This window comes from Pseudomonas sp. COR18, from assembly GCF_048568395.1.
GTDB lineage: Bacteria > Pseudomonadota > Gammaproteobacteria > Pseudomonadales > Pseudomonadaceae > Aquipseudomonas > Aquipseudomonas fuscovaginae_B.
This window is the reverse complement of record NZ_CP183808.1, coordinates 5,588,042-5,611,941: the sequence shown is the minus strand read 5'-3', so window position 1 is coordinate 5,611,941 and position 23,900 is coordinate 5,588,042. Positions and strand designations below refer to the sequence as shown.

At 63.3% G+C, this 23,900-nt stretch carries 30 protein-coding genes and 1 pseudogene; 14 read left to right on the top strand and 17 right to left on the bottom strand.

What is annotated here, in order from left to right:
• Positions 1-4 precede the first annotated feature (4 nt).
• From ACM62G_RS25710 to glnH, 4 genes and pseudogenes are all read right to left on the bottom strand, one after another.
• A complete protein-coding gene (locus ACM62G_RS25710; RefSeq protein ID WP_419735902.1) occupies positions 5-1,042 on the bottom strand; it encodes a C45 family autoproteolytic acyltransferase/hydolase in 1,038 nt (345 codons plus the stop codon).
• Positions 1,043-1,054: 12 nt separating this feature from the next.
• Positions 1,055-1,776 (bottom strand): annotated as a pseudogene (glnQ, locus tag ACM62G_RS25705) (glutamine ABC transporter ATP-binding protein GlnQ).
• Positions 1,773-2,429, bottom strand: coding sequence for a glutamine ABC transporter permease GlnP (gene glnP, locus ACM62G_RS25700; protein ID WP_054059980.1), 657 nt, complete (start codon positions 2,427-2,429; stop codon positions 1,773-1,775). The pseudogene glnQ and the gene glnP overlap by 4 nt, the downstream one beginning before the upstream one ends.
• A gap of 31 nt (positions 2,430-2,460) precedes the next feature.
• Complete coding sequence (gene glnH, locus ACM62G_RS25695; protein ID WP_054059981.1) at positions 2,461-3,204, bottom strand: glutamine ABC transporter substrate-binding protein GlnH; 744 nt, start codon at positions 3,202-3,204, stop codon at positions 2,461-2,463.
• Positions 3,205-3,415: 211 nt separating this feature from the next.
• Between glnH and ACM62G_RS25690 the strand changes: the two genes are divergently transcribed.
• Positions 3,416-4,744, top strand: coding sequence for an aspartate aminotransferase family protein (locus tag ACM62G_RS25690; RefSeq protein WP_273826258.1), 1,329 nt, complete (start codon positions 3,416-3,418; stop codon positions 4,742-4,744).
• Between the two features lie 156 nt (positions 4,745-4,900).
• On the opposite strand, the gene ACM62G_RS25685 is transcribed toward ACM62G_RS25690, so the two are convergent.
• A complete protein-coding gene (locus ACM62G_RS25685; protein ID WP_419735901.1) occupies positions 4,901-5,134 on the bottom strand; it encodes a hypothetical protein in 234 nt (77 codons plus the stop codon).
• Between the two features lie 21 nt (positions 5,135-5,155).
• Between ACM62G_RS25685 and ACM62G_RS25680 the strand changes: the two genes are divergently transcribed.
• Positions 5,156-5,323, top strand: a complete 168-nt coding sequence (locus ACM62G_RS25680) for a hypothetical protein (RefSeq protein WP_419735900.1) — start codon at positions 5,156-5,158, stop codon at positions 5,321-5,323.
• 525 nt (positions 5,324-5,848) lie between these two features.
• Positions 5,849-6,418 carry a hypothetical protein gene (locus tag ACM62G_RS25675; protein WP_054059992.1) on the top strand — a complete coding sequence of 190 codons (570 nt, stop codon included), beginning with the start codon at positions 5,849-5,851 and terminating at the stop codon, positions 6,416-6,418.
• A 6-nt stretch (positions 6,419-6,424) separates the two neighbouring features.
• Here ACM62G_RS25675 and ACM62G_RS25670 read toward each other — a convergent pair whose 3' ends face one another.
• The 3 genes from ACM62G_RS25670 to ACM62G_RS25660 all read right to left on the bottom strand — a co-directional run bounded on the left by ACM62G_RS25670 (position 6,425) and on the right by ACM62G_RS25660 (position 7,993).
• On the bottom strand, positions 6,425-6,991 hold the full coding sequence (locus ACM62G_RS25670) for a nucleotidyltransferase family protein (protein WP_273826256.1): 567 nt from the start codon (positions 6,989-6,991) through the stop codon (positions 6,425-6,427).
• Between the two features lie 79 nt (positions 6,992-7,070).
• Positions 7,071-7,364, bottom strand: a complete 294-nt coding sequence (locus ACM62G_RS25665; protein WP_054059985.1) for a hypothetical protein — start codon at positions 7,362-7,364, stop codon at positions 7,071-7,073.
• On the bottom strand, positions 7,361-7,993 hold the full coding sequence (locus tag ACM62G_RS25660) for a DUF998 domain-containing protein (RefSeq protein WP_273826255.1): 633 nt from the start codon (positions 7,991-7,993) through the stop codon (positions 7,361-7,363). The genes ACM62G_RS25665 and ACM62G_RS25660 overlap by 4 nt, the downstream gene beginning before the upstream one ends.
• A gap of 138 nt (positions 7,994-8,131) precedes the next feature.
• Here ACM62G_RS25660 and ACM62G_RS25655 point away from each other — a divergent pair, with 138 nt between their 5' ends.
• Positions 8,132-9,010 (top strand): LysR substrate-binding domain-containing protein, encoded by an 879-nt coding sequence (locus ACM62G_RS25655; protein WP_419735899.1) that lies wholly within the window; start codon positions 8,132-8,134, stop codon positions 9,008-9,010.
• On the opposite strand, the gene ACM62G_RS25650 is transcribed toward ACM62G_RS25655, so the two are convergent.
• The 5 genes from ACM62G_RS25650 to ACM62G_RS25630 all read right to left on the bottom strand — a co-directional run bounded on the left by ACM62G_RS25650 (position 9,011) and on the right by ACM62G_RS25630 (position 12,846).
• Positions 9,011-9,796, bottom strand: a complete 786-nt coding sequence (locus ACM62G_RS25650; protein WP_054059988.1) for a sulfite exporter TauE/SafE family protein — start codon at positions 9,794-9,796, stop codon at positions 9,011-9,013.
• A gap of 220 nt (positions 9,797-10,016) precedes the next feature.
• The gene (locus tag ACM62G_RS25645; RefSeq protein ID WP_054059989.1) at positions 10,017-10,412 is read right to left on the bottom strand and encodes a GFA family protein; all 396 of its coding nucleotides are present in this window, start codon (positions 10,410-10,412) and stop codon (positions 10,017-10,019) included.
• A gap of 75 nt (positions 10,413-10,487) precedes the next feature.
• Positions 10,488-11,261, bottom strand: a complete 774-nt coding sequence (locus ACM62G_RS25640) for a class I SAM-dependent methyltransferase (protein ID WP_419735898.1) — start codon at positions 11,259-11,261, stop codon at positions 10,488-10,490.
• Between the two features lie 43 nt (positions 11,262-11,304).
• On the bottom strand, positions 11,305-11,874 hold the full coding sequence (locus ACM62G_RS25635) for a DUF4174 domain-containing protein (RefSeq protein WP_054064354.1): 570 nt from the start codon (positions 11,872-11,874) through the stop codon (positions 11,305-11,307).
• Positions 11,875-11,943: 69 nt separating this feature from the next.
• On the bottom strand, positions 11,944-12,846 hold the full coding sequence (locus ACM62G_RS25630; protein ID WP_054060778.1) for a LysR family transcriptional regulator: 903 nt from the start codon (positions 12,844-12,846) through the stop codon (positions 11,944-11,946).
• A 143-nt stretch (positions 12,847-12,989) separates the two neighbouring features.
• On the opposite strand from ACM62G_RS25630, the gene ACM62G_RS25625 reads away from it, so the two are divergent.
• The 4 genes from ACM62G_RS25625 (at position 12,990) to ACM62G_RS25610 (ending at position 16,467) form a co-directional block, all read left to right on the top strand.
• Entirely contained in the window at positions 12,990-13,688 is a 699-nt protein-coding gene (locus tag ACM62G_RS25625; protein ID WP_026144891.1) for a CoA transferase subunit A, read from the top strand.
• Positions 13,689-13,722: 34 nt separating this feature from the next.
• Positions 13,723-14,382, top strand: coding sequence for a CoA transferase subunit B (locus ACM62G_RS25620; RefSeq protein ID WP_419735897.1), 660 nt, complete (start codon positions 13,723-13,725; stop codon positions 14,380-14,382).
• Between the two features lie 14 nt (positions 14,383-14,396).
• Complete coding sequence (locus ACM62G_RS25615; RefSeq protein WP_054064355.1) at positions 14,397-15,575, top strand: acetyl-CoA C-acetyltransferase; 1,179 nt, start codon at positions 14,397-14,399, stop codon at positions 15,573-15,575.
• A gap of 133 nt (positions 15,576-15,708) precedes the next feature.
• A complete protein-coding gene (locus ACM62G_RS25610) occupies positions 15,709-16,467 on the top strand; it encodes a DJ-1/PfpI family protein (RefSeq protein ID WP_273826252.1) in 759 nt (252 codons plus the stop codon).
• A gap of 57 nt (positions 16,468-16,524) precedes the next feature.
• On the opposite strand, the gene ACM62G_RS25605 is transcribed toward ACM62G_RS25610, so the two are convergent.
• From ACM62G_RS25605 to ACM62G_RS25595, 3 genes are read right to left on the bottom strand one after another with little or no spacing between them, the layout of a single operon-like run.
• The gene (locus tag ACM62G_RS25605) at positions 16,525-16,956 is read right to left on the bottom strand and encodes a VOC family protein (RefSeq protein ID WP_054060777.1); all 432 of its coding nucleotides are present in this window, start codon (positions 16,954-16,956) and stop codon (positions 16,525-16,527) included.
• Positions 16,957-16,986: 30 nt separating this feature from the next.
• A complete protein-coding gene (locus ACM62G_RS25600; protein ID WP_419735896.1) occupies positions 16,987-17,385 on the bottom strand; it encodes a carboxymuconolactone decarboxylase family protein in 399 nt (132 codons plus the stop codon).
• Positions 17,386-17,430: 45 nt separating this feature from the next.
• Entirely contained in the window at positions 17,431-18,441 is a 1,011-nt protein-coding gene (locus ACM62G_RS25595) for an AraC family transcriptional regulator (RefSeq protein ID WP_419735895.1), read from the bottom strand.
• A 343-nt stretch (positions 18,442-18,784) separates the two neighbouring features.
• Between ACM62G_RS25595 and ACM62G_RS25590 the strand changes: the two genes are divergently transcribed.
• The 5 genes from ACM62G_RS25590 to ACM62G_RS25570 all read left to right on the top strand — a co-directional run bounded on the left by ACM62G_RS25590 (position 18,785) and on the right by ACM62G_RS25570 (position 22,151).
• Complete coding sequence (locus ACM62G_RS25590; RefSeq protein ID WP_054064358.1) at positions 18,785-19,966, top strand: acetyl-CoA C-acyltransferase family protein; 1,182 nt, start codon at positions 18,785-18,787, stop codon at positions 19,964-19,966.
• Between the two features lie 11 nt (positions 19,967-19,977).
• Positions 19,978-20,832, top strand: coding sequence for a 3-hydroxybutyryl-CoA dehydrogenase (locus tag ACM62G_RS25585; protein ID WP_419735894.1), 855 nt, complete (start codon positions 19,978-19,980; stop codon positions 20,830-20,832).
• Positions 20,833-20,838: 6 nt separating this feature from the next.
• A complete protein-coding gene (locus ACM62G_RS25580) occupies positions 20,839-21,465 on the top strand; it encodes a TetR/AcrR family transcriptional regulator (protein WP_054061221.1) in 627 nt (208 codons plus the stop codon).
• Positions 21,466-21,567: 102 nt separating this feature from the next.
• On the top strand, positions 21,568-21,822 hold the full coding sequence (locus ACM62G_RS25575; protein WP_273826249.1) for a type II toxin-antitoxin system HicA family toxin: 255 nt from the start codon (positions 21,568-21,570) through the stop codon (positions 21,820-21,822).
• On the top strand, positions 21,819-22,151 hold the full coding sequence (locus tag ACM62G_RS25570) for a type II toxin-antitoxin system HicB family antitoxin (protein ID WP_273826248.1): 333 nt from the start codon (positions 21,819-21,821) through the stop codon (positions 22,149-22,151). The genes ACM62G_RS25575 and ACM62G_RS25570 overlap by 4 nt, the downstream gene beginning before the upstream one ends.
• 12 nt (positions 22,152-22,163) lie before the next feature.
• On the opposite strand, the gene ACM62G_RS25565 is transcribed toward ACM62G_RS25570, so the two are convergent.
• The gene (locus ACM62G_RS25565) at positions 22,164-22,514 is read right to left on the bottom strand and encodes a hypothetical protein (RefSeq protein WP_026145275.1); all 351 of its coding nucleotides are present in this window, start codon (positions 22,512-22,514) and stop codon (positions 22,164-22,166) included.
• 275 nt (positions 22,515-22,789) lie between these two features.
• On the opposite strand from ACM62G_RS25565, the gene ACM62G_RS25560 reads away from it, so the two are divergent.
• Positions 22,790-23,896 carry an enoyl-CoA hydratase/isomerase family protein gene (locus ACM62G_RS25560; protein ID WP_054061217.1) on the top strand — a complete coding sequence of 369 codons (1,107 nt, stop codon included), beginning with the start codon at positions 22,790-22,792 and terminating at the stop codon, positions 23,894-23,896.
• Positions 23,897-23,900: the final 4 nt, after the last annotated feature.

Here is a 23,900-nt window from a genome sequence, read left to right as displayed (position 1 = left end):
TCCGTTATCTGGAAACAGAAACCACACCCGCTGCGTCCGGCTGCTCCGTCGAGCGGTGGGTATAAACGCGCCATTCTACAGTGCTCGCGGTCAGGGTGAAGACCGCGGTGGCCAGGGTGTTTTCGTCATCCGGGTCATCGGGCGCACAGCGATAGATGGGCAGGGCCGGGTCCGCCTCATCCCGCAACAGCTCAAGGGCCCACGATGGATTGAAGCCCGTCTGCGCCTCTGCCAGCAGGCGCTCCACCCGCTGCTGGCGCGACCCCGAGCTGCCGGTCACCACCTGGCCGACCCCGGCAAGGGCCCCGTGGACCATGTGGTTGGAATGCCCGCCGGGTTGCACCACCTCGACCACGGCCGTTGCGGCGGCGCTCGCCTCGACACTGACCAGCCGCGCCGAACCCGCCTGGCCGAAGGCATGGTGAAAGGCCCCGGCCCTCGGCGTGGTGGCAACGGCGGCAATCGCCTCGTCGATGGACCGGGCATCCAGCGACGCGCGTCCCAGGATCTGGCGGGGCAAGCCGGCGGGAATATCGGTTGGCCGCAGGTTGTTGACGGTGGCGACCACGCCATGCTCATTCACCGCAAAGGTGTGGCCGGGAATGGAACCGGGGTAGATGAAGCTGGTGAAGGCCGCGCCTTCATCGGGCCGGGCATGCACGATCGCGCAATCGTTGCGCAGTTGGGGCAACCCGTCTTCATTGTGCGCAATCAGCGTGCCCTGCGGCGTCCGACCGTAGACGGTGGTACAGCCGTCCACGCTGGCCAGCCCCGCGAAGTCACCGCGGCAGTTCCACAGGAAGACTTCGTCCACCGGCAGTTGCAGCCCGGCGGCCAGGCCTTCGATTTCCTGCCAGTAACGCGGGTAGTGCCGACGCACCAGGGCCTGCATCTGCCGGGCCTTGTCGGAACCGGCCAAGGCAGCCAGTCGTTGCCACAGCGGCAAGGGCCGCAGCCGGGTGTTGACGGCCTCGCGACCGAATTCGCCCAGGCGCAAACCCAGGTCGTACGCGCTGCCGGCAATGTGAAGTTGAGCGAGCATGGTTAGGCGACCTTATGACACGTGCTGGAGAAATTCCCGCAGGCGCGGGCTGGGCGGGTTGGCGATCAGCGTTTCAGGTTCGCCGTCCTCGGCGATGCGCCCCTTGTCGATGAAAATCAGCCGGCTCGCCACCTTGCGCGCGAAGTCGACCTCATGGGTCACGATCACCATGGTCATGCCTTCTTCGGCCAGGGCCTTCATCACCGTCAGCACTTCATGGCGCAGTTCGGGATCCAGCGCCGAGGTCGGCTCATCGAACAGCATCATCTTCGGTTTCACCGCCAGGGCACGGGCAATCGCCACGCGCTGTTGCTGGCCGCCGGACAGTTGCGACGGGTAATGGTCGGCGCGCTCGGCCAGCCCCACCTTGGCCAGCAGCTCACGCCCCAGTGCATGCGCCTCGGCCTTGCCCGCCCCCTCACCCGGATGGGCCCGAAGGCGACGTTTTCGAGTGCGGTCATTTGCGGAAACAGGTGAAACTGCTGGAACACCATGCCCGCCTCCTGGCGGATGAGCCGCTCATCCACCTTGGGGTCGTTGACCCGCAGGCCATCGACGATCAGCTCACCCTCGGTGACGTCCTCAAGCTTGTTGATGCAGCGCAACAGGGTGGACTTGCCCGAACCCGACGGCCCGATGATGACCACCACCTCGCCGCTGGCAATACTGAGGTCGATGTTGTGCAGCACCTGGGTACTGCCGAAGTGCTTGGAAACGTTCTTGAATTCGATCATAGGATTTTGAGTCTCGCTTCCATACGGCGCAGGACGTAGCTGAGCACCAGGGTAATGACCAGGTAGATCACCGCGACCGCGGACCAGATCTCCATGGCCCGGAAGTTGCCGGCGATCACTTCCTGGCCCTGGCGGGTCAGCTCGGCCACGCCGATGACGATGAACAGGGACGTATCCTTGATGCTGACGATCCACTGGTTGCCCAGCGCCGGAATCATCCGGCGAAATGCCAGCGGCGCGATGACGTAGCGCAGCGTGTCGCGGCGGGACAACCCAAGCGCCAGGCCGGCTTCACGGAACCCGTTGTTGATCGACAGCACCGCGCCCCGGGTGATTTCGCCGATGTAGGCCCCCGAGTTGAGCATGATGGTGGTGACGGCGGCACTGAACGGGTCGATGCGCACCGGAATCATCAGGGGCAAGGCAAAGTAGATGAACATCACCTGCACCATGATCGGGGTGCCACGGATCAGTTCGATGAAAACCAGCGCTACCCGACTGCTGAGGAACCCGCCGTAAGCGCGGGCAAAGCCCGCGATCACGCCGATGACGGCGCCGCCGATCAGGCCCAGGATGGAAATCCAGAGCGTGAGTTTGGCGCCTTCCAGCAAAACGGGGAGCGCATCCCAGATGGCGCTCCATTGAAAATGCATAACCGGAAACTCTCAAGAAAAGCGGAAGGGATTACTGCGGCTGGGTGCCGAACCATTTCTCGTAGATGCGCGCGTAGGTGCCATCCTCACGCAGCTTTTTCAGCGCCGCGTTGACCGGCTCGCGCAGTTCGCTGCCCTTGGGGAAGCCGATACCGTACTGCTGCGCCATCATCTGGCTGCCCACCGCCTTGACCTGCCCTTCGCCGGCCGTCTTGATGTAATAGAGCACGTTGGGCGTGTCGTGCATGGCGGCATCGACACGACCGGTACGCAGTTCCAGGTACGCATTGTCGATGTTCGGGAACTGGCGCAGTTCCCTGGCCTTGAAGTTGGCCTTGGCATAGTCGGCCGCCGAGGTGCCGCTCTTCACCGCCACGGTCTTGCCGGCGACGTCCGCTTCGCCCTTGATGCTGTCGTTATCGCTCTTGACCATCAGCAAAAAGCCGCTGTCGTAGTAGCCGTCGGAAAAGTCGATGGCCTGCTTGCGCTCTTCCTTGATGGTGATCCCCGCCAGGGCGGCGTCCACGTTATGGGTCTGCAGGGCCGGGATGATGCCGTTGAAATCCATCGGCTTGAGGCTGTACTTGACGCCCATCTCCTTGGCGATGGCCGCCCAGAGATCGATATCGAAGCCGACATACTCATTGCCCTGCTTGAACTCGAACGGCACGAACGCCGTGTCCGTGGCGATCAACAGTTCCTTGTCGGCGGCCTGGGAAGTGCAGGTGATGGCAAGGGCCACAGCTGCGAGCGATACCTTGAAGAATTTTTTCATCGTCTTTCCTCTGCAAAAGGGGGCTCGATCACCGATGTCGGTGCGAGGGAAAGCGGCAGTCAGTACGTATGGGGCGGGCCCCTGATTGTTTTTAGGTGGCGAGTCCATGCCAGGGATTCCAGCGAGCAGTGACTCTGCACTTGCTGCAATGCAAATATCCGTTGCTTCATTGTCATATGCAAGTATTATTTGCACGAACTTTGGAGGAATCATGAGCCACGTACTGCACCGAAGCTTCACCCAAACCTATCCCACCGCCGTTGCGGGCGACGGGCCGTACCTCATCGACAGCACTGGGCGCCGGTATCTGGATGCGAGTGGCGGTGCAGCGGTCTCGTGCCTGGGCCATAGCGATCCGCAGGTGATCGAGGCCGTCAGGCAGCAGATCGGGCAACTGGCCTATGCGCATACTTCGTTCTTCACCACCGAGGTGATGGAAGAGCTGGCGGATTTTCTGGTGGCCCGCGCGCCGGCCGGCCTGGAGTCGGTGTACTTCGTATCGGGGGGCTCCGAAGCCATCGAGACCGCACTGAAGCTGGCCCGGCAGTACTTCGTGGAAATCGGCCAGCCAAGTCGCCGGCATGTCATTGCGCGCCGCCAGAGCTACCACGGCAACACGTTGGGCGCGTTGGCGGCGGGCGGCAATGAGTGGCGTCGCCGCCAATTCGAGCCGCTGCTGATTGACGTCAGCCATGTCAGCCCCTGCTACGCCTACCGCGAGCAGCGCGACGGCGAAACTGCCGAACAGTTTGCCACTCGCCTTGCCCTCGAACTGGAGGCGGAAATCCTCCGCCTGGGGCCGGCCAATGTCATGGCCTTCGTCGCCGAGCCGGTGGTGGGAGCCACCCTGGGTGCGGTCACGGCGGTCCCCGGGTACTTCCGGCAGATCCGGCAGGTGTGCGACCGCTACGGCGTGTTGCTGATCCTGGACGAAGTCATGTGCGGCATGGGGCGTACCGGCTCACTGTTCGCCGCCGAGCAGGAAGGTATCAGCGCCGATCTGATCACCATCGCCAAGGGGCTGGGGGCCGGCTACCAGCCGATTGGCGCGACACTGGTCAGTGCCCGCATACGCGACGCCATCGCGAACGGTTCCGGCTACTTCCAGCACGGGCACACCTACATCGGCCACGCTACGGCATGCGCCGCGGCGCTGGCGGTGCAGAAGGCCATCGAGCAGCGCGGCCTGCTCAATCGGGTGATCGACAGGGGCAATGCATTGCAGGCTCGCCTGATGGAAGTGCTGGGCAACCATGCCCATGTCGGCGATATCCGCGGACGCGGCCTGTTCCAGGGCCTTGAACTGGTCGCCGACCGGCAGGACAAGACCCCGTTCGCCCCCGAACTCAAGCTGCACGCACGCCTCAAGAAAGCCGCCATGAATGAAGGTTTGATGTGCTATCCGATGGGGGGCACGGTGGATGGCCAATACGGCGACCATATCCTGCTGGCACCGCCGTTCATCATCGATGAACACCACATCGACGAGATCACCCACAAGCTGGCCCGCGCCATCGACGTGGCCATCAACGCACTCTGACGGAGCCCCCATGGAAATCAGATCCCGACTGACCCCGTTGCCAGCCGGCAACATGAGCGAAGATCAGCAGCGCGTACTCACCGACATCCTCAAGGGGCCGCGTGGCAACCTCGACGGGCCGTTCCTGGCGTGGATCCACAGCCCTGCGCTGGCCGATCACGCCCAGCGCCTGGGAGCGTTCTGCCGGTACGGCACGCGCCTTGAGCTGCGCCTGACCGAACTGGCGATATTGACCACTGCCGCCTGGTGGCGCTCCCAGGCCGAGTGGCAGATCCACGAGCCCATCGCCAGATCCGCCGGCTTGTCCGGGGCGATCATCGATGCCTTGAGGGCACAGCAGGCCCCTTGTTCGAGGCGGCAGACGAACAATGCGTCTACGACATCGGCCAATCGCTCCACGAGACTCGGCGCGTGCCAGCCGACCTCTATGAACAGGGCGTGGCGCTGTTCGGCGAGCCGGGACTGGTCGAACTGATCGGTGTGTATGGCTACTACACGCTGGTGGCGATGACGCTCAACGTGTTTGAAGTCCGGCGTGACCCGAACGTGCCGTTGCCGTTTGACGAGTCGCTTGGCTGATGTGCCCGCCTGTTGATTGCGGTTTCACGACTTGTTTCGCCGGCGTCATCGAGGGTTTCCTGAAGCGCCGCAACCCTTGATCCCCATGGCGGCTCCCTGGCACGGAGCCGCCTTCCAGGCACCGTGCAACCGTCACACTTTCGTCATCACAGATGCCCTCTGCTGGAAAGGCGACCCCGCGCTCGTTGTTGTGCGAGGAACTGCCTGAGATAGCGATAGGTCACCCCAAACGGAGCCACTGCCTGAGTGCCCTCTCACCTTCAGACCGAATGATATATCGAGTAAGGGTCCAATGTTCTTCACACGTGCCAAGCTACGCCGGGACATAGCCGCCAAGTGGATAGGCTTTCATAGGGTTTGACTGACTAGTCACTATTGACTATACCGTCTCCCAGGGACGGAACCCGGTCATCGACGATCTCAGGAGAGATCGTTGCGAGTTGAAGTCACTCCCGCCCCTTCTGGTACAGCAGTACGCGAAAGGAAGCCGGGTCAATTCGCGTTGTCATGGAAGGACAAAACGCCTTGAGCATTCTCGATAGCAGCATCAAACCGTCCGCAGAGGACCAGGCCGACCGTTTCACCGCACGCCATCTCGGCGACTGGCTGGTGTTCTGCCTGATTCTCTACATCAGCAGTGAACTGGACCGCCTCCTGGGGCTCTGGCTGCTCCTGATCCCCCTGCTCGCTGCGCCCGCGCTGGTCGCATCCGGCAGTTTCATCGTAGGGTTCGCGGCCAATCTCTGGACGCGCCGCTGGAAACGCCTGGTGTCAGTCGTCGTAGCCCCCGTCATTACCGTCGGCCTGCTGACGGCCTCGTACCACTATGGCGTGGATGCCGGCTGGGTGAGCTTTCAGTTGAAGCGGCATGTCTACCTGGAAACGATTCGCAGCCTGCCGCAGTCGTCGGCCAAGTACCATGAGTGGAGTTGGGGCTCAACGGGTGGCGATGTCGGCACGAACGTGGCCTATACCCTCGTCTATGACGAAACGGACAAGCCACTGACCCAGCCCAGGAACGACAGGCAATGGCAGGATAATGCGTCGGTGCAGCCCTACGGGCATCACTTTTTCCTGGTGACCGAGCTGCGTTGAGGATCGCTACGACCTGGTCGGGATGATCCTCAACCAGGGCCATCGAGCCTGATAGCTTCTTGCTTTGGGCTCGAACAGGTTCGGATCAGGGTATTCGGGGTTGATACGCAGAATGCCCTGCTCCACGTCAGCCAGCCCATACGGCGCATAGACTTCCCCCGAGGCGACATCCAACCCGATGCACGTCCCGGCAATCAGGTAGCGGTCGATCCCCTCCCGGGTCGAATGCAGCTGGGAGTAGGAGCGGCCAAACCGCTCCTCGTACCAAAGATGGACGCGGGCCTGGTTCCTCACCTCGATATTGACCCCGAGATCCTGGAACAGTCGCTCGACCGAGCGGATAACCGCATCCTCGGCTTCCCAGGACAGGTCCTCATCAAAGTAGAAAACGTCGTAGTCCTTTATCCCCCAGTCTGCCGGCAGTTTCGCCTGGTGATTCCACACGGCCTGGAACAGGCAGCCTGCGGTGAGCATGCACTGGTTCAGGCCCAGCGAAGGCAGGCGTGCGGTGATTTGAGCGTTGGCCGGATTGAGCATCGCCAGGCTGATCAGGCGTTCGACAGTCAATGTCATATGGGAGTCCTCTGGGATCTACTGCTCGCCGTGCTGTGGCGCTGGTGCCCAGCGGCGCCGAACACGGGTTCATCCTGGCTCAGGGGCGTGTCACGCAAACGCGATACCTGATCCATCGATCGAATTCATCCTCCGGGTCCTGGTGAGTTTCAAGCACCTCCAGGAACCCGCAACGCTCAAGCCCCGTCAGGTCCTCAAGCGTCCACCCTGCGGGGAAATCGCTGGAAACATCCTTGCCCTGATGCTCGATCCAGTGGAAGGCCCCGAAAGGCAGGTAGCCCAGCCACTCCGACTTGTAGGTGATCTCGTCCACTGCGCTGGCTGCCACCAACGCCTTGATCCTGTCCTGGATGCTGCCTTGCCTATCACTCATTCTGCTCTCGCTGTTCCACGCAAGGCCAATACTGCCAGCACTGCGACCCAGATCACCGACACCCCATAGTTGAATCGCTGGTACAGGCCAAACAGGTGCCCCTCGGCGAAGGCCTTGGCCATCATCGCCACGGTAACGATCGACAGGATGACACAGATTGCCGAAAACACGCCGAAGCCGGATGACGACAGCAGTCGCTTGCCGAGGAACACCCAGAACAATGCCGCCAGCGTCAGCGAAACGAACATCACCAGCCCCGACAGGTTGTGGATCTGTTGCGAGAGCGATGGCTGGGCAGGCACGCAACCCTGGTCACAGGAGAAGTAGCCGGCGGCCAGGCTCGCCAGGCCATGCACGAAGATCAGCGCCGCACTGAGCAGCGCCAGCCGCGAGTCCCTGAAGCGTCTGGCCAGCCCCCAGGCAAAGAGCATGAACCACAGCCCCAACGGGAAGTTGTTCACCCATGCAGAGAAGCTGTGGGTGGGTGCCCCCTCGGCGCCCAATTGACTCATGGCCAGTTCCAGATGGCTGTAGCCCGGATAGGCGAGCGCAGTCAGGGCAACCCCCAGGAACAGCCAGAACGGAATCAGTACGCCCAATCCCAGCAAGGCACGATCGGTGGTTTTCACGGTATGGCGCTCCCTTGTCTTGTAATGATCAATCCGCGCTCCATGCTAGGGAACAGCCCTCTCATGCGTTACCGATTTTTTTGCAAGGCAGCTTGCGCATGCGTCATGATGCCGCCCCCGCCCCATGGATGGCCCTCAATGACTAGACGCCTGCCGAGCACCTCCGCGCTGCTCGCCCTGGAAGCCGCCGCTCGCCACCAGAGCTTCGCCAAGGCCGCACAGGAACTGGCACTGAGCGAAGGTGCGATCAGCCGCCAGATCGCCAAGCTGGAGGACTTCATCGGGGTAAGGCTGTTCCATCGCGTGGGCAACCGCGTCGAACTGTCCGCTCCCGGCGCCAGCTATGCGGCACGCATGCGCACGGCGCTGGCCGACATCGAACGCCATACCCGCCAGTTGATGAGCGACACGCAAGGCACGACCTCACTGGAAATCGGCGTGATCCCGACCCTCGCCAGCCGCTGGCTGATCCCCAGGCTCGCGCGGTTTCGGGAGCGTCACCCGGACATCGAAGTCAATCTGCGCGAAAGGACGCAGCCTTTCTCTCTTGAGGAAAGCGACCTGCATGCGGCCATCAACTACGAGCACGCGACCTGGCAGCCGATGAAGGTGCAGTCGCTGTTCGAGGAACCCGTGGTCGCGGTCTGCCATCCACGCCTGGCCGACAGCGTGGCGCACAACATGCCACTGCTGCACAAGCATAAAAGCCCCTACGGTTGGGACCGCTACGCGCAGCTCGCCAACCTGCAACTGCCCGGCATTTCGGCAGGCCCTACCTATGATCGCTACGCGCTGCTGATTGAAGCGGCCAAGGCCGGCATTGGCATGGCCCTGGTGCCGCGGCTTTATGTCGAGCAGGAATTGAAGGAAGGCCGGCTCAGTGCGCCATGGCCAACGTTCACCCAGTTGAGCGAACGTTATGTGCTGGTCACCCGACCTGCAGCGCAGCGCCCGCCGGCGCTGGAGAAGTTCGAACGCTGGCTGATCGAGGAAGGCGCCAGTCACCTTCCCGCGTGATCAGAACACCAGCTTGTAGCCGATGGTGAACAGCATCAACGCCAGGAACGGCCGCAGGAATCCGTCGGCCACCCGTCCGGCCAGATGACTGCCAAGGTAGATCCCGGGCAACGAGCCCATCAACAGGAAGCCCAGCAGTTCCCAGTTCATGTTGCCCATGCCCGCATGCCCCAGGCCCGCCACCAGCGTCAGTGGCACCGCATGGGCGATCTCGGTGCCGACCAGGCGCCGGGTCGGCAGGAACGGATAGAGGATGAACAACGCCACCGTGCCCAGGGCCCCGGCGCCGATGGAGGTCAGCGCCACCATGGTGCCCAGGACCAGGCCGGTCAGCACAGTCAGGCCGTTCAGCTTGGGCGCGCTGATTCGCGAGTGGTCGACGCCGCGCTGGTGGGCGAACCTCAGCAAGGCCTTCTTGAACAGCACCGCCAGCGCCGTCAGCAACAGCACCACGCCGAGCGCCTGCTTGATGATGCGGTTCAGTTCATCGGGCGCCTCGTTCAGGCTGCTGAGAAACCACAGGGTCAGCAACACTGCCGGCACGCTACCGAGGGTCAGCCAGCCGGTGATCTTCCAGTCGATATTGTCGTTGCGCTTGTGCACCAGCACGCCACCGGACTTGGTGATGGCCGCATAGAGCAAGTCCGTACCCACGGCGGTTGCCGGGTTGATACCGAACCACAACAGAATCGGCGTCATCAGCGAGCCGCCACCGACGCCCGTCATCCCTACGATAAAGCCGACCACCAAGCCTGCTACGACAAAACCGAAATTACCGACATCCATTAGCAAACCCTGGGCGAGACGACCAAAACAGGCGCGCAGCATAGCGGTTAATCTTATGACCGTTTATAAAAATAAAATCTATCGTTATAACCAGATCAATGATCAGACTGACGCTTTCTCTGTTTCAGCAGAGGGATTTGCCTCCTTGAGAACACCTCATAACCCCAGGGGGAACCGGGAGGAAACCCCGAACAGCAAGGGGTCAATGTCAGTACTGTGATCAGCGCCCCGGCTGCCACTGCGGATACTGCACCAGCCCTTCGTACCGCAACCACGGCACATCATGGGATACCCAGATGTGCTGCTCGGGGATCACCCCCGGGTCCTCGTCCAACGTCGCCACTCGCACGATCACCACCGGCATGTTCAGCCGCTCGGCCATCAGGTGCGAGCCACAGCGCGAACAGAAATGCCGCAGCTTGCCAGGTGACGACTCATAGGCCGTCAGCGCGTCCCGCCCCGTCTTCCAGCGAAAGTGTTCACGCTTGACGCCGGCCGTGCTGGCAAACGCTGCCGCGTGGGTCTTGCGGCAGGTCTGGCAATGGCAATGCCCGATCGGCATGTCGAGCGCATCGACTTCATAGGTGACCGTTCCACACGCACAACTGCCCTTCATATCGGCTCCCGGCTCATGGCTGATTCGAGGGCATCCTACACCGCTGCCGCAGCAGGCGTCAGGTCGCGCGAGGCATCAATCCCGGCGCAGGCAGCAATAGGCCTCGGTGCGATAGGGAAAGGCAACGGTTTCCTGGCCACGCAAGGCCGGATGGGTCTGAATCAGCTGTTGAAGCTGATCGGCGACAGCGGCCTTTTCCGCCGGCGCTAACGCCGCGATGAAACTGACCGACAGGAATCGATCGATGATCACCTCCCGGGGCGTCCCCACATGGCTGTACTCGAAACGGCTCAGTTGCGGCGCCGAGAAGTAGCGACTGTCGTTGAAGGGCAAGCGCCAGGCACCGGTATGAAAACGCGGCGTGTCACCCTCGTAGGGCGTGATGATCCGGGTGATCTGCGCCACCCAGTCCACCGATTCGTCGCGCACGTTCCACACCAGCCCCAACCGACCGCCCGGCCTGAGTACCCGATGGATCTCGGCCAGCGATGATTCATGGGCAAACCAGTGAAAGGCCTGGGCACAGGTCAGCGCATCCGCGCTGCCGGCGTCCAGCGGCATGGCGTCGGCGGTGCCCGACAGCGCGCGCACCTGCGGCAGGCGCGCCAACAGCTCGGCGCGCATGGCCTCCACCGGTTCGACCGCGGTCACCATGGCCCCGGTCTGACTGAGCAGGCGGGTGAACTTGCCGGTGCCGGCGCCCAGATCGATTACCCGGGCAGTGGGGACGGCGCCCAGGGTGTCACGCAACCATGGCAGCAACTCGGCGGGATAGTCAGGGCGCCCCTGGGCGTAGGTCTTGGCTTCGGCGCTGAAGCCGACTTGTGCAGCCTGGTGAACACCCGACATACCAGCGATCTCCGTAGGTCAATACTGCAGGATACTACCCGAATCAGTCATCCAGATCCTTGGGCGCGGCAGGCGCCTTGCCCGGTTTTTCCGCCTTGCCGGGCTTGCCGCCCTTCTCCGGCTTGGCTTCGGCGGCGGCCGGGGCTGGCGCGGGTGTCGGCGCGACGGTGGCTTTCTCGGCAGCCGGCAAGTCATCGACCGCCTTGAACACCTCGGCGATCGGCAACGGCCCGTCATGCTCGAGGGTCTTCTGCTGGCCGTCCTTGCCCACCAGAATCACCGTGGACTTGCCTTCCGGTGTGACACCCAGCTTCAGTCCACGGATCAGCGCCATGGTGGTCGGCTGCTCCATGTATTTGTCGGCGCGCTTGCCCACCGTCTGGGCTACTTCGTACAGCACCAGTTGACGCTCGTCGAACGCCTTGCGGTTGGCCGGCTCGTCAAGGGCCTTCTTCAGACCGACCAGGGTCGGGTCCGCGGTGCTCGGTGCAATCACCACCAGTGCGCGGGATTTTCCGAAGTCCTGGGCCAACGGAGAGTCGACATCGGCGGCCAGCAACGGGCCGGACGCGAAGATCGACAGGGCGGCGAGGGTCAAAGACCGGACGAACATACACACCTCCTTTGAATATTCATGGGGTAATGATTGCGCATCGTAGGAAAAGATCCACACAGGGCCGAGTTATTTCTCAAAATTCAGGTAACGGGATCTTTCTTCCAACAGGATATCGAACAGCGCCTGGGCCGCCGTGGACAACTCATGGCCCGGTTTGGTCAACACGCCGATGGCCCGCTCGACCACAGGCCCATGCAGGGTGAGGCAACGCGCACCCAGCTCGCGCATCTGCCCGACACACAGCGCCGGCACCGCGCTCACGCCCAGGCCACTGGCGACCATGCGCCCCACCGTCGCCAGTTGATGGCTCTCGAACTCCACCGGCAAGGTCATGCCCCGGGCATGCAGGTGCTCCTCGAGCATCACCCGCACATTCGACGGGCGCTGCAAGGTGATGAAGGGCTCACGCAGCAAGGTGTCCCAATCGATCTCGGCCGCGTCGGCCAGCGGCGAATCCGCTGGCACCACGGCCACGAAGCGATCGATGTACAGCGGCGTAAAGCGTAGCGACGAGTTCTGCAGCGGCTCGAAGGCCACGCCCAACTCCACCTGGCGATCGCCGACCATCTCCAGTACCTGCTCGTTGATCACATCGTTCACCGCCACGTTGACCTGCGGGTAGCGCGCGCGAAAGGTTTTGAGGATCGGCGGCAGCAGGTTGCCGGCGAACGACGGCATCGCCGCCAGGGTCACCCGGCCGCGCTGCAGGGTGAAACGTTGGCGCAATTCATCCTCGGCATTGTCCCAGTCGGCGATCAGGCGCCGGGCCAGCGGCACCAGCGCCTCGCCCTCTGGAGTCAGGGCGACGTTGCGGGTGTTGCGACTGAACAGGCGCCCGCCCAGCCCTTCCTCCAACGCCTTGATGGTCAGGCTCAGGGCCGATTGCGAGAGGAACAGCCGTTCACCGGCCACGGCGAAACTCAGGCTCTGGGCAACGGCGAGAAACGCCCTAAGCTGTTTGACGGTCATCGGAATTTTCTCATGGCAGCGGGCATTTATTGAGTTTTCTCAATCAATCAAACCTAAAAATCAACTTAACAAATATATTTCCCGGAGCAACACTCTGTCCAAAGGTCGTGAAGGCCAACGAACAACAAAAGAGGATCATGCAGATGGCAGGTTTCGATAAACGCGTGGCGTCCTACGAGGAGGCCCTCGCCGGCCTCGAAGACGGCATGACCGTACTCTCCGGCGGCTTCGGCCTGTGTGGCATCCCGGAAAACCTGATCGCCGAGATCAAGCGCCGTGGCACCCGCGACCTCACCGTGGTTTCCAACAACTGCGGCGTCGATGGTTTCGGCCTCGGCGTGCTGCTCGAAGACCGGCAGATCCGCAAGGTGGTGGCATCCTACGTCGGCGAGAACGCCCTGTTCGAGAAGCAACTGCTCAGCGGGGAAATCGAAGTGGTGCTGACCCCGCAAGGTACCCTGGCCGAGAAGATGCGCGCCGGCGGGGCTGGCATTCCGGCCTTTTTCACCGCCACCGGCGTCGGCACCCCCGTGGCCGAGGGCAAGGAAACCCGTGAATTCAACGGCCGCCCGTACCTGATGGAAGAATCCATCACCGGCGACTTTGCCATCGTCAAGGGCTGGAAAGCCGACCATTTCGGCAACGTCATCTATCGCCATACCGCACAGAACTTCAACCCGCTGGCGGCCACCGCCGGCCGGATCACCGTGGTCGAAGTCGAGGAAATCGTCGAACCGGGCGAACTGGACCCGGCGCAGATCCATACCCCGGGCATCTACGTCGACCGGATCATCTGCGGCACGTTCGAGAAGCGCATCGAACAGCGCACCGTGCGCAAGTAATCCCCGGCCCCCTCGACTTACGGAGAACAAGAACATGGCACTTTCCCGCGAACAAATGGCCCAGCGCGTCGCCCGCGAGCTGCAGGACGGCTTCTACGTCAACCTCGGCATCGGCATCCCGACCCTGGTCGCCAACTACATCCCGGCCGGCATGGAAGTCATGCTGCAATCGGAAAACGGCCTGCTCGGCATGGGCGCCTTCCCCACCGAAGACGCGGTCGACGCCGACATGATCAACGCCGGCAAGCAGACCGTCACCGCCCGTATCGGCGCGTCGATCTTCTCCTCCGCCGAATCCTTCGCGATGATCCGCGGCGGCCACATCGACCTGACCGTACTCGGCGCCTTCGAGGTCGACGTGCAGGGCAACATCGCCTCCTGGATGATCCCCGGCAAACTGGTCAAGGGCATGGGCGGCGCCATGGACCTGGTGGCCGGCGCCGAGAATATCATCGTCACCATGACCCATGCCTCCAAGGATGGCGAATCGAAGCTGCTGTCCCAATGCAGCCTGCCGCTGACCGGCGCCAATTGCATCAAGCGCGTGCTGACGGACCTGGCCTACCTGGAAATCGAAAATGGCGCTTTTGTCCTCAAGGAACGCGCTCCTGGCGTCAGCGTCGAAGAGATTGTCAGCAAGACCGCGGGTAAACTGATCGTTCCCGACCATGTGCCTGAAATGCAGTTTTCCTGATGAGGAATGAAGCGATGCAAGACGTAGTGATTGTTGCCGCCACCCGTACGGCGATCGGCAGCTTCCAGGGTGCGCTGGCCAACGTCAGCGCGGTGGATCTCGGTGCGGCGGTGATCCGCCAGTTGCTGAGCCAGACCGGCCTGGACGGTGCGCAGGTCGATGAAGTGATCATGGGCCAGGTGCTCACCGCCGGTGCCGGCCAGAACCCGGCGCGCCAGGCCGCGATCAAGGCCGGCCTGCCCCACGCCGTGCCGGCCATGACTCTGAACAAGGTCTGCGGTTCGGGCCTCAAGGCCCTGCACCTGGGCGCCCAGGCTATCCGCTGCGGCGATGCCGAGGTGATCATCGCCGGAGGCCAGGAAAACATGAGCCTGTCCAACTACGTGCTGCCCGGTGCCCGCACCGGCCTGCGCATGGGCCATAGCCAGATGATCGACACCATGATCAGCGACGGGCTGTGGGACGCGTTCAACGACTACCACATGGGCATCACCGCCGAGAACCTGGTGGCCAAGTACGACATCAGCCGTGAAGCCCAGGATGCCTTCGCCGCCGCCTCGCAGCAGAAGGCCGTGGCCGCCATCGAGGCCGGGCGTTTCGTCGACGAGATCACGCCGATCCTGATTCCCCAGCGCAAGGGCGACCCGCTGGCATTCGCCACCGACGAACAGCCACGCGCCGGCACCACGGCCGAGGCGCTGGCCAAACTCAAGCCGGCGTTCAAGAAGGACGGCACGGTGACCGCGGGCAACGCCTCGTCGCTGAACGACGGCGCCGCCGCGGTGATCCTGATGAGCGCCGCCAAGGCCAAGGCCCTGGGCCTGCCGGTGCTGGCGAAGATCGCCGGTTATGCCAACGCGGGTGTCGACCCGGCGATCATGGGCATCGGCCCGGTCAGTGCGACCAGGCGCTGCCTGGAAAAGGCCGGCTGGAGCCTGGAGCAACTGGACCTGATCGAAGCCAACGAGGCCTTCGCCGCCCAGTCGCTGTCGGTGGGCCAGGAACTGGGTTGGGACGCCAGCAAGGTCAACGTCAATGGTGGCGCCATTGCATTGGGCCATCCGATCGGCGCCTCGGGTTGCCGGGTGCTGGTGACCCTGCTGCACGAAATGATCAAGCGTGATGCGAAAAAAGGCCTGGCGACCCTGTGCATCGGCGGTGGCCAGGGCGTGGCGCTGGCGATCGAGCGTTAAAAAAGGCCCCTTCGCGGGCAAGCCCGGCTCCTGCGCAATGGATGTCCGATCCTTCTGATGGGAGCCGGCTGCCACCGCAGAACGAGTGCTATCCTCGACTCATGTTTCCATGCCTGTCGAGGCCAGCCCCCGCATGATTCTCGTCCTGCTGCCCCACTGCGACTACGACCCCACCGAAAGCAGCGTGCCCTGGCAGTATCTGCAGCGTGCCGGCATCGAAATCCGTTTCGCCACCCCCGAAGGCACCGTCGCCCATGCCGACCCGCGCCTGGTGGAACACGGCTTCGGCCCACTCAATCCGCTGCTGATGACCCGCAAGCCCGACCTGGACAGCTATCGGGCTATGCTTGCCGACCCGCACTTCCAGCATCCCCTGGCCTACGCCGATGTCGACCCAACGCAATTCGACGGCCTGCTGGTCCCTGGCGGCCACGCCGATGGCATGCGCAGCCTGCTGGACTCCGAGGCGGCGAAACGGATCGCCCTGCACTTCTTCAAGACCGGCAAACCGATCGCCTCGGTCTGCCACGGCCCGCTACTGTTCGCCCGTACCCTCGACCCCGACACGGGCCGCTCGGTGCTGTACGGACGCAAGGTCACCGGCCTGCTGTCGATGACCATGGAATTGGCCGCCTGGCTGATTACCGCGCCGTGGCTCGGTCGCTACTACCGCACCTACCCGCAGACCGTCGAAGCCGAGATCAAGACCGTGCTCGCCAGCCCCGGGGACTTCATCAGCGGGCCACCGGCGCTGCTGCGTGACTCGGCCAGTAAACCCGGACGCGGCTTCACCGTCCGTGACGGCAACCTGCTGACCGCGCGGTGGCCCGGCGACTGCCATCGCCTCGCCACCGAATGGCTGAAGATGATCAAGGAAACGCGCAACGCCTGAGCCGAATTAACCGCCCTGGCTGTTCAAGGTCGAAACGGCTACAGGCAACCGTGACACTCAAGCCCTGCCCGGCTGCCGGGTGAGCATCACCTCCAGCTCGACCGTGTGCACGAAGCACAGCTTGTTGCCTTCCGGGTCGCGGCAGTAGGCGCCGTAGTAATCGGCCGCATAGTGGGGCCGCAGGCCCGGCGCGCCCTCGTCCCTTGCGCCCAGGGCCAGGGCACGGTCCCAGGCCGCCTGCACCGCCGCCCGGGACGGTGCGGCGAAACTCACCTGCACACCGTTGCCCCAGGTCGCCGGCAGGCCGTTGAACGGCTCCTGCACGAAAAAGTGCGGCCAGTCCCAACCCGGCAACCGCCAGCCGGCGCCCGGCGGGCCGCCATCCTGCTCATCGGCCATGCGCACCAGGCCGAGTTCGGCCAGTACAGCTTCGTAGAAGGCAATCATGCGCGGCAGGTCCCGCGCGCCGAGCTGGATATGACTGAACATGGGAATCCTCCCTGATGAATGGCAGGTCGCTCAGTCGAGCCTGAAGGCGTCGTCCAGCGGAATGCGATAACCGTTGGCCAGCCGGTTGGTTTCGTTGGCCATGCCGACCACCGCCTGCAGTTCGCCGAACATCGCGTCGGTCATCCCCGCCTTGCGCGCCGCCGCGGTGTGGGAGGCGATGCAGTACGGGCAGTTGTTGGTGACGCTGACGGCGACATAGATCAGTTCCTTGGTCAGCGGGTCCAGGGCGCCGGGGGCCATGATCTCCTTGAGGCTGTCCCAGGTGCGGCGCAGGGTCGGCGGATGCGCGGCCAGGCACTTCCAGAAGTTGTTGACCTGCTCGACCTTGCGGGTCTGCATGATGTCATCGTAAACCGCGCGTACTTCGGGGCTGGCGTCTTCGTATTCGGTCAGGTGCTGGGACAACATGGAGCTTCCTCGCAATGAATGGATTAGCACGTCAAGGCGCCTACGTTACGCCTTCTGCCCGCGCAGACGAAAGCTCCCCGGACTCTCCCCCGTCCATTGCTTGAAGGCCCGGTGGAACGCACTCGGCTCGCGAAAGCCGACTTCCAGGGCGATCTCGGCAATGCTCGTGCGGGTGCTGCGCAGGCGCTCGAAGGCGATGGCGCGACGGACTTCGTCCTTGATCTCCTGGTAGGAAAATCCCTCACGCTGCAAGGCCCGGCGCAGGCTGGCCAGGTGAATGCCGAATTCGTCGGCCAGTTGCTCCAGGGTCGGCCAATGATCGTAGCCGCACGAACGCAGCCGCTGGTGCACCCGGGCACTGAAGCCCTCGCGATTGCGAAACCGGATGAACACCGACTGCGGCGCATCGCGCAGGAACCCATAGAGCGACTTGCGGTCGGCCAGCACCGGCAGACGCAGGTACTCGCGCTCGAACTCGATTTCGGTGACCGCCGCGTCGAACTCGACATAGGCGCCCCACAGCAGGTGCTCGTCGCCATGGGGTGGCCGGGCATAGGCGAAGCGTGCACGACTGATGGGAATCCGCCGGCCGGCCAGCCAGCACATCAGGCCGACGATCAGGATCAGGAAGGTTTCGGTAACCACCGCCTGCAGGTACGGGTCGCGGGCATCCGTGGTCATCACCACGGCGACCCGCTTGCCGCGCGCCTGCACCTGGGCCTGGATGTCGCGCAGGAACAGCGCGAAATACTCCAGCGACAGGCCCAGTGCCTTGCCTACCGTCGGTGCCTGGATCAGGCCGCGGCAGATCAGGGCAAAGCTGCCGACGGGCATGCCGTGGGAGTCGAAGCCGAAGAACTCATCGCCCAGCTCGCGGATCACCGCCAGCCACAACTGGGCCAATTGCCGGGGAGCCACCCGCTCGCCCAGTTCCTCCACCGAGCGCTCGCTGAAACCGGCACCCTGCAGCAACTCGGCGACCCGTTGCGGGTGGTCGAGAAAGCGCGTCAGCAGGGCCTTGACGAAGTACGACGACACCGAATGTTTTTCTTTCATGAATCTCAGGCTGCGTATGGCAAAAAAGAACAGATTTACTGAGCGGTTTCGGCATAGGCCGAACCGATGTGCGGTCCTAGACTGGGCGACCAGATAGGTCCTGCTGCAGATAGGGCGCCCGAGACGGGCTAGGCTATGTACGAAATCGCTTGAAACTTGGTTATGCGACGTTAAAAACCGGCTCGGAATGCTCATTGACAACCAGTCAACTGCGCTTCCTCGCCGGTTTTCGCCTTGCCTAACCTGCGTTTCAAACAATTTCGTACACAGCCTAAGCTTCCCCACCGGCTCCCCCAACAACAGCAACAGCGAAGCGCCCACGACAACCCAACAGGAGTGCCCCATGTCAAAGCCCGAAGTGTATATCGTCAGCGCCGTCCGGACAGCCATCGGCACCTTCGGCGGCGCCCTGAAGGATGTGCCCCTGAGCGATCTGGCCACCACTGCCGTCAAGGCCGCGCTGCAGCGCAGCGATGTGGACCCGGCGCTGGTCGGCCATGTGGTGATGGGCAACGTCATCCCCACCGATACCCTGGATGCCTACCTGTCCCGCGTTGCCGCGATGAACGCCGGCATTCCCAAGGAAACCCCGGCCTATAACGTCAACCGCCTGTGCGGCTCGGGCCTGCAGTCGATCGTCTCGGCCGCCCAGACCCTGCTGCTCGGCGACGCCGAAGTGGCCATCGGCGCCGGTGCCGAATCCATGAGTCGCGGCCCGTACCTGCTGCCGGCCGCCCGCTGGGGTGCGCGCATGGGCAACGTGCAGGCCATCGACTACATGCTCGGCATCCTCCACGATCCGTTCCACGGCATCCACATGGGCATCACCGCCGAGAACATCGCCGAGCGCAATGGCATCACCCGCCAGATGCAGGACGACCTGGCCCTGGAAGAACAGGTGCGGGCCCGCCGCGCCATCGACGAAGGCCGCTTCGAGGGGCAGATCGCCCCGGTGGAAGTGCGCAGCCGCAAGGGTACCGAATTGTTCAGCGTCGACGAGCACCCGCGCAGCACCTCGCTGGAACAGTTGGCGCAGATGCGCACCGCCTTCAAGAAGGACGGCACGGTCACTGCCGGCAACGCCTCGGGCCTCAACGACGGCGCGGCCGCCGTACTGATGGCCAGCGCCTCGGCGGTGCAGGCCAACGGTCTCAAGCCCCTGGCCCGACTGGTGGCCTACGCCCATGCCGGGGTCGAACCGGAACTGATGGGCCTCGGCCCGATCCCGGCCACCCGCCTGGCACTCAAGCGCGCCGGCCTGAGCATCGCCGACCTCGACGTGATCGAGTCCAACGTCGCCTTCGCCGCCCAGGCCTGCGCGGTCAGCCAGGAACTGGGCCTCGACCCGGCGAAGGTCAACCCCAACGGCTCGGGCATCTCCCTCGGCCATCCGGTCGGGGCGACCGGTACCATCATCGCCACCAAGCTGATCCACGAGCTGCATCGCACCGGCGGACGCTATGGCCTGGCCACCATGTGCATCGGCGGTGGACAAGGCATCGCCGTCATCTTCGAACGGGTTTAAGGACGATCTTCATGACTATCCAACGTATCGCCGTGATCGGCGCCGGCATCATGGGCAACGGCATCGCGCAGGTCTGCGCGGTGGCGGGGCTGCAGGTCAGCCTGATCGATGTGTCCCAGGCTGCCCTGGACAAAGGGCTGGCGACCATCAGCGGCAACCTCGACCGCCAGGTGCGCAAGGCCGTGATCAGTGCCGAGGACAAGCAGGCCGCCCTCGGCCGCATCAGCCTGAGTACCGACTACGCGGTGCTGGCCGGAGCCGAGCTGGTGATCGAGGCCGCCACGGAAAACCTCGAACTGAAAAAACGCATTCTCAAGCAGGTCGCCGAAGTGGTCGGCGCCGAGTGCATCATCGCCACCAACACCTCGTCGCTGTCGATCACCGAACTGGCGGCAGCCATCAGCCAGCCGGCACGCTTCATCGGCCTGCACTTCTTCAACCCGGTCCCGGTGATGGGTCTGCTGGAAGTCATTCGCGGCCTGCAGACCAGCGACGCCACCCACGCCAGCGCCCTGGCCCTGGCCACGCAGATCGGCAAGACCGCCGTGACCGCCCGCAACCGCCCTGGCTTCGTGGTCAACCGCATCCTCTGCCCGATGATCAACGAAGCCATCTTCGTCCTCCAGGAAGACCTGGCCAGCGCCGAAGACATCGACGCCGGCATGCAACTGGGCTGCAACCAGCCGATCGGCCCGCTGGCCCTGGCCGACCTGATTGGCCTGGATACCCTGCTGGCGATCATGGAGAGCCTGCACTCGGGCTTCGACGAACCGAAGTACCGGCCGGCGCAGTTGCTCAGGGAAATGGTGGCGGCCGGTTACCTGGGTCGCAAGAGCGGGCGTGGCTTCTACACGTACGAAGGCTGATTGGCCATGGCCCGGGCAGCTCTTGCCATTGCATCGCAGGCGCCGGAACAGAAACCTTCACGCCATCTGGAAACCCGCACCAAAGCCGTGGCGCTGTTTGCCCGGCGCGGGTTCGCCCAGGTTGGCCTGCGGGAACTGGCCGCGCACCTGGGCATCCAGCCGGGCTCGATCTACAACCATATCGAGAGCAAGCAGGCGCTGCTGTTCGAGCTGATCGAGAGCCTGCATCTGGACCTGCTCGAAATTGTCGCCGCGCCCTCGGCGCGGGCCTCGCGCTCGGCAGAAAAGCGCCTGGACGCACTGATAACCGCGCACCTGGACCTGCACCGCGACAAGGCCGATTTCTTCCGCGTCGCGGAGCATGAATTCCACTGCCTGGACGACTCGCAGCAGGCGGCCGTGCTCGAATTGCGCCGCCGCTACGAAAGCCACCTGGTCAAGTTGCTCACGCCCCTGGGCCTCTCCCCTGACGAGTCCCTGGCCCGCACCACCGTGCGCACCTTCCTCTGTCTGCTGAACAACCTGCCGGCCTGGACCGACGATGCCGGCCTGGAGCCACAGGGCCATCGACTGCTGATGCACGGAATTGCCTTGGGCGCGGTGAAAGGCGCCCTGGCCAGTGCCTCTCGGTGAAAATCACCTGAAGCAACTGGTGACCTAATCGCGGTTGCTGCTTGATTTCTTCCGGCTGAAAATCAGTTTTTCTTCTTCAAACTGATATCATTTTTTAATACCATGAATAACAAGCAGCTAAGCACGCTGAGAGCCATCTTTGCGAGGCCTGTCCCCAATACGCTTGAATGGGCGCGCATTGAAAGCCTCTTCATCGCGGTCGGAGCAAGGGTTATTGAAGGCAAGGGGTCACGAGTACGTTTCGAATTGAGCGACGTGGTTGTGACGTTTCATAGGCCACATCCGGATAAAGAGGCCAAGCCTTATCAGGTTCGCGATGCGCGAGCCTTTCTGGAACAAGCTGGAGTCACACCATGAATGTGATGAACTACAAAAACTACGCCGCACGTATCGAGTTCAGTGCGGAAGATGAGCTATTCGTCGGCCACATTGCCGGCATTCGAGATGTCGTAGGTTTCCACGGCGAATCGGTCAAGGAACTGAAAGCCGCATTCGAAGAAGCGGTTGATGACTACCTTGAAACCTGTGCCAAGCTGGGCCGTTCCCCTCAGAAGCCCTACTCGGGGAAACTCAGCCTGCGCCTGGCGCCAGAACTTCATGCCTCGATAGCCGTCAAGGCGGAATTGGCCCATAAAAGCATCAACCAGTGGGTTGCAGACGTGCTGCATACCCAGGCCTGCAACTGAGCCCGGCCCCCCTCAGAGACAAGTCGCGACAGCCGCCAGCCTTCTGGCACCGATCGGTTTGGTCACGGTGGCGTAGTAGTCGACCACGGTACCCTCGGCCTCGCGGCGGACATCGACGAAGTATTCGGAACCACGGGTGTAGACCGTCGAGCCACCCTTGTAGCCCGGTTGCAGATAGGCTGCGGCGTCGACATCGAAGACCTTTTCGTCCTGCCAGGAGAACTGGATGCACTGGGCGACGACATTATCGGCCTTGGTCGAGGTGAAACTCTTGGTCGGCCCGGTGCTGCGGGTCTGATTCATGCCGGGGCCCATGCACCCCGCCAATGCCACTGCCGCCACCGCCCCGATTAACATCCGCATGACCGTTCCCTGCTCGAAAAAAAGAAGCGACTTTAGCACTGAGTCCACGCAATACGAACCGGATTCGCACAGCCTGCCAGCCATGCGGACAGCGCGGATCCGGCTTGCAACCCCGGCACCTTGAGCCAGACTGTCCAGAGGCCTGCCCACACAGGCAAAAATGCAGACAAGACCTGCACTTATCTCGGTTGTACACGGCAAATTTGCACTGATACGATCAACCATCGTTCGCTTGCGAACGCACCTAAAAAGACAATAAAAGCAGGGAGTTAGTAATGACTGCTCGGGTTTCATCCTCCGCTGCGACGGATTTTGACGACACCTCGGCCGATGTCCTGGCGCAGGTGCGCAACCACATCGGTCACCTTACCCTCAACCGCCCCGCCGGCCTCAATGCCCTGACCTTGGACATGATCCGCCTGCTGCAACGCCAGCTCGATGCCTGGGCCGAAGACCCGCAGATCCACGCCGTGACCCTGCGCGGCGCCGGCGATCGCGCCTTCTGCGCCGGCGGCGACATCCGTTCGCTGTACGAAAGCTACAAGAGCGGCAGCCGGTTGCACGAAGAGTTCTTCGTCGAGGAATACGCTCTCGACCTCTGCATCCATCACTACCGCAAGCCGGTGCTGGCGCTGATGGACGGTTTCGTCCTCGGCGGCGGCATGGGCCTGGTGCAAGGCGCCGATCTGCGGGTCGTCACCGAGCGCAGTCGGCTGGGGATGCCGGAAGTCGGCATCGGCTACTTCCCGGATGTCGGAGGCAGCTACTTCCTGCCCCGCATTCCCGGCGAGATCGGCCTGTACCTGGGCGTCAGCGGCGAGCAGATTCGCGCCGCCGACGCGCTCTACTGCGGCCTGGCCGACTGGTACCTGCACAGCGACAGGCTGGCCCTGCTGGACCAGCGCCTCGACCAGCTGGAATGGCACGACACCCCGCTCAAGGACCTGCAGAGCCTGCTGGCCAAGCTGGCCGTACAGACCCTGCCGGATGCACCGCTGGACAAGCTGCGCCCAGCCATCGACCACTTCTTCGCCCTGCCCGACGTGCCCAGCATCATCGAACAGATGCGTGCAGTGACCGTCGCCGACAGCCATGAGTGGGCCCGGGACGTCGTCAGCCTGCTGGAAACCCGCTCGCCTCTGGCCATGTCCGTGACCCTGGAGATGTTGCGCCGGGGCCGTCACCTGAGCCTGGAAGCGTGCTTCGCCATGGAGTTGCACCTGGACCGCCAGTGGTTCGAGCACGGCGACCTGATGGAGGGCGTGCGCGCCCTGTTGATCGACAAGGACAGAACGCCCCGCTGGAATCCACCCACCTTGCACGCGCTGCAACCCGAGCGGGTCGCACGTTTTTTCCAAGGCCTAGACACAAGCGAAAACTGAAGCC